Source organism: Bradyrhizobium acaciae, from assembly GCF_020889785.1.
Taxonomy (GTDB): Bacteria; Pseudomonadota; Alphaproteobacteria; order Rhizobiales; family Xanthobacteraceae; genus Bradyrhizobium; species Bradyrhizobium acaciae.
Genome location: NZ_JACMYK010000052.1, coordinates 37,490 through 46,176 on the forward strand (window position 1 = coordinate 37,490; position 8,687 = coordinate 46,176).

The following is an 8,687-nucleotide window of genomic DNA, read 5'->3' on the forward strand; positions in this document are numbered from 1 at the left end:
CCGGCGGCCCATCTGATACGCAGGTTCGACACCAGCGGCCTTGCCTCCCGGCCGGTCATGATTGTCCAGCATGATCGATATTCGTTCGCCACTCGAAATTGCCCCCGAGCCACACGGCGGCCGGCAACTCGTCTTTTGGACGGGGCAAGCCTTCGAGTACACGACGCTATTCCGGAACTTGCTCGACGCGGAGGCTCTGGGACAGGATGCTCAACGCTACCTGCAGCAGCCAGCGTACGAGCACCTGACCGGCGCCCCGGCGCTGCTGCTGTTCGCACTGATCGTTGCGTATTTCTATCTCGGCTGGAAGGTGCTCGGCGGCACGCTGTGGCAGCACATCCTCGGCGCGCGGTAGGTCGCGACGCAGCCGTCTTACGACCCGACTGGCGGGCATGCCGGCGAACCGCCGACAATATGCCGCGACGGAAACGGGACCGCTTTACGACGGCTCCCCGGACAACAGGTCGCGTTCAGGTTGCAGCTTCCGCGAATACCGCCAGGGGCCATGAAATTGACAGGCCGAAGGGCTATGATCGCTCCTCCGAACGCGATGCAGCGAGGCCGCCACGACTGATGCTCCCAATCCCTCCAGCAGCACCTTCCAGGTCGAGGCGGACGCGACGGCGCGCTACTGGCACAAGGGCAAGCACGATACCCTGCCTCCGCCCGACATGATGGGCGCCTATATGCGCAACCGTCCGGTGCTGAGCGGATCGGCCGAGCCCCGCAAGGCCTGGATCATCGGAAGCGGCATCGCCGGGCTGGCCGCGGCCTTCTACATGATCCGCGACGGCGGCATGAAGGGCGAGGACATCACCATCCTTGACACCATGCACATCGAGGGCGGCTCGCTCGATGGCGCCGGCGATCCCGAGAACGGCTACATCATTCGCGCGGCCGCGAGATGAACTGGAACTACGACAATCTGTGGGACATGTTCCAGGACGTCCAGGCGCTCGAGCTGCCCAAGGGTTACAGCGTTCTCGACGAATACCGGCTCGTCAACGACAACGATCCGAACTTCTCAAGAGCGCGGCTGATGCACAAGCGCGGCCAGATCCGCGACTTCTCGACGCTCGGCCTGTCGAAGTCGCAGCAATGGGAACTGATCCGCCTGCTGCTGAAGCGCAAGGAAGATCTCGACGACATCACCATCGAGCAATATTTCAGCCCGGGCTTTCTCGAAACCAACTTCTGGTACCTGTGGCGCTCGATGTTTGCGTTCGAGAACTGGCAAAGCCTGCTCGAAATGAAGCTTTACATGCATCGCTTCCTCGATGCGATCGACGGGCTGACCGACATGTCGGCGCTGATTTTCCCGAAATACAACCAGTTCGACAGCTTCGTCCGTCCGCTGGTCACGCATCTGCGCGAGCGAGGCGTCAAGGTGCAGTTCGACACGCGCGCCTACGATCTCGACATCAAGGTCGAAGGCGCTGTGCGCACGGTCACGGCCATCAAGGTCAAGGTAAGTGGCGTCGACATCGCTATTCCGGTCAGAACGAAGGACCTGGTGTTCGCGCTCACGGGATCGATGACCGAAGGCACCGCCTACGGCGACATGGACCATGCCCCGGTTCTTCAGCGCGGCAAGCATGATCCGGGTGAAGCAAGCGACTGGACGCTGTGGAAGAACCTCGCGAAGAAGTCGCCGATCTTCGGCAAGCCCGAGAAATTCTACGGCAATGTCGACAAGTCGATGTGGGAGTCGGTCACACTCACCTGCAAGCCGTCTCCCTTCGTCGACCGGCTGAAGGAGCTTTCGGTCAACGATCCCTATTCCGGCAAGACGGTCACCGGCGGGATCATCACCTTCACCGACTCTAACTGGGTGCTCAGCTTTACCTGCAACCGGCAACCGCACTTCCCGACCCAGCCGAAGGATGTCCTGGTGGTTTGGGTCTACGCGCTGCTGATGGACAAGGAAGGCAACTACGTCAAAAAGCCGATGCCGGCCTGCACGGGCCGCGAAATCCTGGCGGAGCTTTGCTATCACCTCGGCATCGAGGACAAGCTGGACGCAGTGGTGGCGAACACCAAGGCTCGCCTGGCCTTGATGCCCTACATCACCGCGATGTTCATGCCACGCGCCGCCGGCGACCGACCGCATCCCGTTCCCGCCGGCTGTACCAATCTCGGCTTGATGGGGCAGTTCGTGGAAACCTCGAACGACATCATCTTCACAATGGACAGTTCGGTGCGCACCGCGCGGATCGCGGTCTACACGCTTCTCGACCTTCCCAAGCGGGTGCCGGACATCAGCCCCACGCAATATGATATCCGCATGATCCTGAAAGGTGCCCGTGCGCTGAACAACAACGAACCGTTCCCCGGCGAACGCCTGCTGCACCGGTTGCTGGACAAGACCTACTACGCCCACATCCTGCCGCCATTGCCGGAGCCCGACGCCACGAGGCGCGGCACTGCCGAGCGTGAACTGGCGGGACTTCTCGGAAAGGGCGATCAGGCACTCGGCGCCGTCATCGGCTGGCTGGAGCGGATTCGAGAGAGCATCGCGACACGGAGAGGATAGCTGATGCGCTGTGCGGATGAGCAAGGCGACAACCGGGGCGCCAGTCCCGCATATCGCTTTGCTCTCGCGGGCTAGCCGTACGCGAATGGCGACCGTGGTGTCCCTTCTTGCCGCGCCGCCTCAGTGCTCGACCCGGTAGAGCCGCCATCGCTCCGGCACGCCTTTGAGCTGGTGCGCGCCGCGGTCCTTGAAACGGATTTCCGACTTCGACATCAGATCCCTGACCGCGCTCGAGACCAGCACCTCTCCGGCACGCGCCTTCGCCGCAACGCGCGCACCGATGTGAAACGCGAGACCGATCACCTCCGCACCGCTCACCTTGTACTCGCCTGCGTGCAATCCCACCCTGATCTCGAGCCCCAGCGTGCGCACGGACTCGCGGATCGCGGTCGCGCAACGGATGCCGGCGGCCGGCGCCCGGAACGTCGCCAGCAGTCCGTCGCCCGTCGTCACGACTTCCTTGCCCCGCAAGGCCTTCAACTCGCGGCGGACGGCGACGTAGTAGTGATTCATCACCGTCGCCCAGCGCGTGTCGCCGAGCCGCGCGGCCTTTTCGGTGGATCGGACGATATCGACATAGAGGATCGTGGCGAGCGCCTGCTTGAGCTCCAAGCCGCGATCGGCGGTTCGACGCCGGTTCGCGATATTTCCCGTCAGCGGCTCATAGCGATGGCTGCGCCGCCGCGCGATGGCGGCCTTCGTGTAATCCTGGGCACGCTGCACTGTGCGGCAGCGAATGGTCTTTTCCTGCGGTGGAAACGTCCAGTAGACCTTGCGCCCGGTGCCAGCGCCCTGAACCTCCACGGCGCCCCATTTGAGGAACACCGTCGAGCCGGCGCGCCGAATGCACCAGGCCTTCGACGTGTATCCGGACACGTTCGACTGATGGACTCCGATGCGAAGGAATTTGGGCATGAGCGTCCGGCCGATCGAACGAGCGCTTGGGGGCTTACCTGAGATAAAGCGTAGCCATACATTCCCGCATTGGCAACGGTGCTCGTTTGCTGGCGATCAAAAGCGCCAGGCTCTGCGATGTTCGATATCTGGCTTCTAATCAGCTTCGGCCATCGCGCCCCTGCCCGTTCGATCCGACGTCAGCGTCGACGGACGGAATTGTCTCGCCCTGCGCTTTCGCCATTGGCGGTTGTTCATCGCGAAATCGTGCCGGGATCAGCCGGCTGCGGTCGACCGTCAAGTCAAAGACGTCGAAGCGATTGTAGTAGCCGACCACGTCGTGAAACTGCTTCGGCTCGACGCAACGATTGAGATCGATCTCCGCATAGGCGATCCCCTCCTGGTCCTGCAATTCATCGCCGAACACGACCCCCGTCGGATCGACGAAGAAGCTCGCGGCCCGTGGCGTCCGGTCGATCACGTCGGCGATGGTTCTATCCCGATCGATGAGGAAGGCGCGCATCGGTTCGTCCATGTAGCCGGCGGTCACGATCCCGAATACCTTGGCTTCGAAGCAGTGGGCGCTGGCCCGGATGCGGTTGGCAGCGACGTTGTCGAAATTGCCGCCGCCTGCCGGGCGCCTTGTGGGCCACATCGGCGGCCAGCTCGAGATGTGCACCTGTTCGCCCTGCGCCATCAGCGCGAAGCGGGCCAGGGGATTGGTATTCTCGCCGCAGATCAACCCGCCGATCCGGCCTTGCCGGGTCTCAGCGACCGCAAGGCCCGCGCCATCCCCCGACGACCACACCAGCTTCTCATAGAAGGTCGGAACCAGCTTGCGGTGATGGACCAGGATCTCTCCGGTCTCGCCGATCAACAGGTTCGAATTCCACAGTCCCCCGATGCTGACGGGCGAGCGCTCGCTGATACCGATCGAGACGGTGACGCCGAGCGCGCGCGCCTCGGCGCAAAGTTGCGCCACTTCCGGTCCGTCCACCAGCACGGATTGCTCCGCCATGCGCACGAACAAATCGTGGTTGTCGATCGGTGGCCACAGCGCGGCCCAGACCGGAAAGGCGGGAATGTAGGTTTCGGGAAACGCGATCAGCTCGGCGTCGGCCTTCGCTGCTTCGCGGATGATGGCGATCGCCTTTTCGGTGGTCGCCCGGCTGTCGAGGAAGACCGGCGCGGCGTGAACGGCAGCAGCCTTGAAACGAGGGAGCATCACGAAAATCCCGGCTAGGACAATGGGAGCGAAGCGGTATCATCCCTGCCCTGGCGCCATGCATGGGAATTGTCGCAAGGTCGGTTGCGAAGGATCGGAGCCGCCGCGCGCTGGAACGAGAATTGCTTTGCCGACGAGAGCCGCAATCCGGAGGCAAGTCATGTTCGATACGATCAACTGGGACGATTTGCGGGTGTTTCTCTGCGCCGCCCGCGCCGGCAATCTGAGCCAGACAGCGAAACGGCTGCGGCTGGATCATTCCACCGTCAGCCGCCGCATCGCCCAGATGGAAGCGTCGCTCGGGATTGCGGTGTTCGAACGCCACCGCACCGGGCTCAGGCTCAACGACGTCGGCGAGCGGTTGTTGCGGCATGCCGAGCGGGTCGAGAGCGCGGTGATCGCCATTCGGGAAGAAGCCAGTGCCAGCGACACCCAGCAGCTCGTCGGGACCGTGCGGCTTGCCACCATGGAGGGGATCGCCTCGCTCTATTTGGCGCAACGCTTCGCCAAATTGCGTCGCACCGCGCCGCAACTCTCCGTCGAACTCGTCACGTCCGCCCAGACGGTTTACGTCCATAAGCGCGAAGCCGATCTGTTCGTGTCCTTTTTCCGGCCCCCCGGTCCGGGCCTGATCTCGGAGCGGATCGGCAAGTTCCGGCTCGGGCTATTCGCGAGCCAGGACTACCTAGACCATCACAGCATGCCTGCAAGCCTCCGCGATCTCGAGGACCATTGGTTCGTGTCCTATATTGAGGATCTGGTCCAGGTCGATTCGGTGCGCTGGCTCGCCGACGTCATCGAAGAGCCGAAAATCGCCTTCCACTCCAACAGCATGATCGCGCAGATGAACGCCGCGGCGGGCGGCCTCGGCATCGTGATGCTGCCGAGCTTTGCCACCAGGGACCGGCCCGACCTCATCCCCGTGCTGCCCGACCTCGCCGCCACCGTTCGCGAGGTCTGGCTCAACGTCCACAGCGACCTGCAATTTGCCCCGCGCATCCGCGCCGTCCGCGCGTTTCTGAAGAACCTTCTGAAGCAGGACCCCGACATGCGGGTCACGCTGGCCGATGCCGTGCCGCAGCCGCGCACAGCAGATTGCAAAAATCCATAGTTCCCTTCCGTCGGGGCCCGGCTGAAGCTCGTTCGATTGGCGCAAGGCAGAGCGCGCTGTCATTTTGAGGGGGCCAGCATGAACGTGGTTATTCCCGGCAACGCCGATCCGGCGTCGAGCGGCGTATCGGCCAGGAAACTGGCCAGGAAGCGGCTGACCGTCGCGCTCATCCTCAGCGCTGCGATGATCGCGATCTATTTCGGCTTCATGGGGCTGTTCGCCTTCGATAAGCCGCTGCTCGGCACCATCCTGGTGCCCGGCCTGTCGCTTTGCATTGTGCTCGGGCCGCTCGTCATCATCTCGTCCTTCGCGCTCTGTCTCACCTACGTGCTGTGGGCGAACCGTGTGTTCGACGCCGGCATCCGTAACCTTCGCTAAAGAGGCAGAGAAGATGGGCAGCAGCACGCTTTCGATCGGGTTCTTCTTCGCCTTCATGGCACTGACGCTGGCGATCACCTATTGGGCCGCGCGGCGCACCCGCACCACCGAGCACTTCTTTGCCGCAGGCGGCCAGGTGACGGCGTGGCAGAATGGCTGGGCACTCGCGGGGGACTTCCTGAGCGCCGCCGCCCTGCTCGGAATTGCCGGCATCGTCACCTCGAACGGCTTCGACGGCATGATCTATTCGATCGGGTGGCTGGTCGGCTGGCCGATCATTCTGTTCCTGATCGTCGAGCCGTTGCGTAACGTCGGCCGCTTCACCTTCGCCGACGTGGTGGCGTATCGCCTGCGCCAGCGCCCGGTGCGCGTTGCCGGCGCCGTCGGAACCCTCGCCGTGATCCTGTTCTACCTGATCGCCCAGATGGTCGCGACGGGATCGCTGATCAAGCTGCTGTTCGGCCTGCCCTACACCTGGTCGGTCGTCGTGGTCGGCAGCATGATGCTGGTCTATGTGCTGTTCGGCGGCATGCTGGCGACGACCTGGGTGCAGGTGGTGAAGGCTGCGCTGCTGATGGGCGGCGGCATCCTGCTCGCCATTCTGGTGTTGACCCATTTCGACATGAATCCGCTGAAACTGTTCGCCGCGGCGTCCGAGAAATACGGCACCAGGGTCCTGCAGCCGGGGTCGAAGGTCGTCTCCGGCCAGTGGGACGCGATATCGCTCGGGCTCGGCCTGATGTTCGGCACCGCCGCGATGCCGCATGTGCTGATGCGGGCCTATACGGTGAAGGACGCCAAGGCTGCGCGGCTGTCGATCCTCTATGCCACCGGCCTGATCGGCGTCTTCCATCTCATGGTCTTCATCATCGGCTTTGGCGCCATGGTGCTGGTCGGCCCGGAGACGGTGGCAAAGGCCGGAGGCGGCGGCAACATGGCAGCGCCCCTGCTCGCTCTCGCCGTCGGCGGCAACGCCTTCTTCGGCTTCATCTGTGCGGTCGCGTTCGCGACCATGCTCGCCGTCGTCGCGGGGTTGACGCTGTCGGGCGTCGCCACGCTCTGCCACGACGTCTGGACCAATGTGATCCGGAACGGCACCGCTTCCGAGACCGAACAGCTCAAGGTGGCGCGCGTCGCGACTGTCATGATCTCCATCCTCGCCATCATTCTCGGCATCGCGTTCGAGGGCCAGAACGTCGCCTTCATGGCGGGGCTTGCGTTCTCGATCGCCTGCGCCGCGAATTTCCCCTCGCTCGTGCTCGCCATCACCTGGCGCCGCTTCACGACGCCGGCGGCCGTGGCGAGCATCCTCGTCGGCACAATGAGCTCCCTGGTGCTGATCTATCTGTCGCCGACCATTCAGGTCGACATTCTCGGCAAGCCGCTGGCCGCGATCGAGCACGAATGGTGGTTCGTGTCGCTGCGCAATCCTGCGATCATCAGCATGCCGCTGTCGTTTGTGGTCGCGATCCTGATGTCGCTGCTCACGCCGGAGAAGAACGCAGATCTCGCCTTTGACGAAATGCAACGGCGCATCCTCCTCGGGCCGCTGCAGCCGAATATCAACGAGCCAGCCCGGGCGAAGAGCGCGGCTTGAAGTCGGCAATCCCGATCGCGTTCCAGCCGGCGCGGAAGTCCGTCTGTGAAACGAACAGCATCGGAACTTTTCTCTCTGTTGGGATTTTTGCTGTTTTAGGGCAGCGAACGTCAGCATCGGAGAGAGGAGAGCCATGAAGCGGCGACGCCGGGTTAAGCAGATTTTCCCACTTGAAGTACGCCTCGTCCAGGAAGCGAAGGAGCTGCGCAAACGGGCTAAGGAACTTCCGCCCAGTCGAGAGCGAGAAGCATTGCTGAGGAAGGCGCGACACGAGGAGACCACGGCTCATTTGACGGCCTGGCTGATGTCATCAGGCCCACGGGTGCCCATCTAGGATGCGACCACATGCCGGCGAACCACCAGCATATCGACGCAGTGGAAGTCGCCTTTGTCTGCGCCGCGGCAGTGTCCTTCGTGACCCTGATCGCGAGCGTGGCTTGGCTCTTGGTTCGGTGAAATCCCGCTCCCGGTGATTCAAGCCGTAAAGTCGGCCGGACGCCGCCTCCGCCGGTGCAGCGTTTTGCAGATGATCGCTTGCAGACGATGCTGAGCCTGCCGGTGATGGCAGCTCAATGCGTCCGACTTGTGAGCTATCTCTCGCCGGGTCGGACTCGTCTCCGGCCACGGCTTCAGTAACGCCGGCTCGCCCCCCGACGGGGCGCGGCTGCCAGCCCGCCGGCAGGTCCGGCAGTCGCTCCCCGCCCGACCGGCGAAGGCCATTTTTTTCACGACACTTCTTGACTTCCAAAACCGGTTTTCTAATTTTTTGCTCGCTAGGCCCTTGCGGGCCAGCGCCTGGGCGCCAGTCGGGCTCAGGCGAGACGGGCACCGGTCGTGTCCGGTGCCATTCATATCCATCTTGCTCTATGGAGGATTTGGCTATGCGCACATACGACTTCTCTCCCCTGTTCCGGTCAGCCATTGGCTTTGATCGGCTCTTTGACCTCGC

Annotated in this window: 7 protein-coding genes and 2 pseudogenes; 6 read left to right on the plus strand and 3 right to left on the minus strand. The window is 63.3% G+C overall.

Annotation, left to right across the window (positions count from 1 at the left end; all coding sequences use genetic code 11):
• Nucleotides 1-70 precede the first annotated feature (70 nt).
• The gene (locus tag H8A92_RS20490) at nucleotides 71-355 is read left to right on the plus strand and encodes a hypothetical protein (RefSeq protein ID WP_229197434.1); all 285 of its coding nucleotides are present in this window, start codon (nucleotides 71-73) and stop codon (nucleotides 353-355) included.
• A gap of 244 nt (nucleotides 356-599) precedes the next feature.
• Nucleotides 600-2,533: pseudogene (locus H8A92_RS20495) on the plus strand (oleate hydratase); the annotation flags it as partial.
• Between the two features lie 120 nt (nucleotides 2,534-2,653).
• On the opposite strand, the gene H8A92_RS20500 reads toward H8A92_RS20495, so the two are convergent.
• Both H8A92_RS20500 and H8A92_RS20505 read right to left on the minus strand, forming a co-directional pair.
• On the minus strand, nucleotides 2,654-3,448 hold the full coding sequence (locus H8A92_RS20500) for an adenylate/guanylate cyclase domain-containing protein (protein WP_229197435.1): 795 nt from the start codon (nucleotides 3,446-3,448) through the stop codon (nucleotides 2,654-2,656).
• Nucleotides 3,449-3,587: 139 nt separating this feature from the next.
• On the minus strand, nucleotides 3,588-4,652 hold the full coding sequence (locus H8A92_RS20505) for a carbon-nitrogen hydrolase family protein (protein WP_229197436.1): 1,065 nt from the start codon (nucleotides 4,650-4,652) through the stop codon (nucleotides 3,588-3,590).
• A gap of 160 nt (nucleotides 4,653-4,812) precedes the next feature.
• Here H8A92_RS20505 and H8A92_RS20510 point away from each other — a divergent pair, with 160 nt between their 5' ends.
• The 3 genes from H8A92_RS20510 to H8A92_RS20520 all read left to right on the plus strand — a co-directional run bounded on the left by H8A92_RS20510 (nucleotide 4,813) and on the right by H8A92_RS20520 (nucleotide 7,738).
• Entirely contained in the window at nucleotides 4,813-5,763 is a 951-nt protein-coding gene (locus tag H8A92_RS20510; protein ID WP_229197437.1) for a LysR family transcriptional regulator, read from the plus strand.
• A gap of 78 nt (nucleotides 5,764-5,841) precedes the next feature.
• Entirely contained in the window at nucleotides 5,842-6,141 is a 300-nt protein-coding gene (locus H8A92_RS20515; protein ID WP_229197438.1) for a DUF485 domain-containing protein, read from the plus strand.
• A 13-nt stretch (nucleotides 6,142-6,154) separates the two neighbouring features.
• Nucleotides 6,155-7,738 carry a solute symporter family protein gene (locus H8A92_RS20520; protein WP_229197439.1) on the plus strand — a complete coding sequence of 528 codons (1,584 nt, stop codon included), beginning with the start codon at nucleotides 6,155-6,157 and terminating at the stop codon, nucleotides 7,736-7,738.
• Here H8A92_RS20520 and H8A92_RS41035 read toward each other — a convergent pair.
• Nucleotides 7,704-8,027: a hypothetical protein gene (locus H8A92_RS41035; protein ID WP_338026573.1), complete on the minus strand. Its 324-nt coding sequence runs from the start codon at nucleotides 8,025-8,027 to the stop codon at nucleotides 7,704-7,706. The two genes, H8A92_RS20520 and H8A92_RS41035, sit on opposite strands and share 35 nt — an antisense overlap.
• A gap of 592 nt (nucleotides 8,028-8,619) precedes the next feature.
• Here H8A92_RS41035 and H8A92_RS41040 point away from each other — a divergent pair.
• A pseudogene (locus H8A92_RS41040) lies at nucleotides 8,620-8,687 on the plus strand (heat-shock protein); the annotation flags it as partial.

What these genes read in the sequence shown, in the direction of transcription:
- H8A92_RS20520 (WP_229197439.1), top strand. Translation starts at nt 6,155, where the DNA reads ATGGGCAGCAGCACGCTTTCGATCGGGTTCTTCTTCGCCTTCATGGCA.
- H8A92_RS20500 (WP_229197435.1), bottom strand. Translation starts at nt 3,448, where the DNA reads ATGCCCAAATTCCTTCGCATCGGAGTCCATCAGTCGAACGTGTCCGGA.
- H8A92_RS20490 (WP_229197434.1), top strand. Translation starts at nt 71, where the DNA reads ATGATCGATATTCGTTCGCCACTCGAAATTGCCCCCGAGCCACACGGC.
- H8A92_RS41035 (WP_338026573.1), bottom strand. Translation starts at nt 8,027, where the DNA reads ATGAGCCGTGGTCTCCTCGTGTCGCGCCTTCCTCAGCAATGCTTCTCG.
- H8A92_RS20510 (WP_229197437.1), top strand. Translation starts at nt 4,813, where the DNA reads ATGTTCGATACGATCAACTGGGACGATTTGCGGGTGTTTCTCTGCGCC.
- H8A92_RS20515 (WP_229197438.1), top strand. Translation starts at nt 5,842, where the DNA reads ATGAACGTGGTTATTCCCGGCAACGCCGATCCGGCGTCGAGCGGCGTA.
- H8A92_RS20505 (WP_229197436.1), bottom strand. Translation starts at nt 4,652, where the DNA reads ATGCTCCCTCGTTTCAAGGCTGCTGCCGTTCACGCCGCGCCGGTCTTC.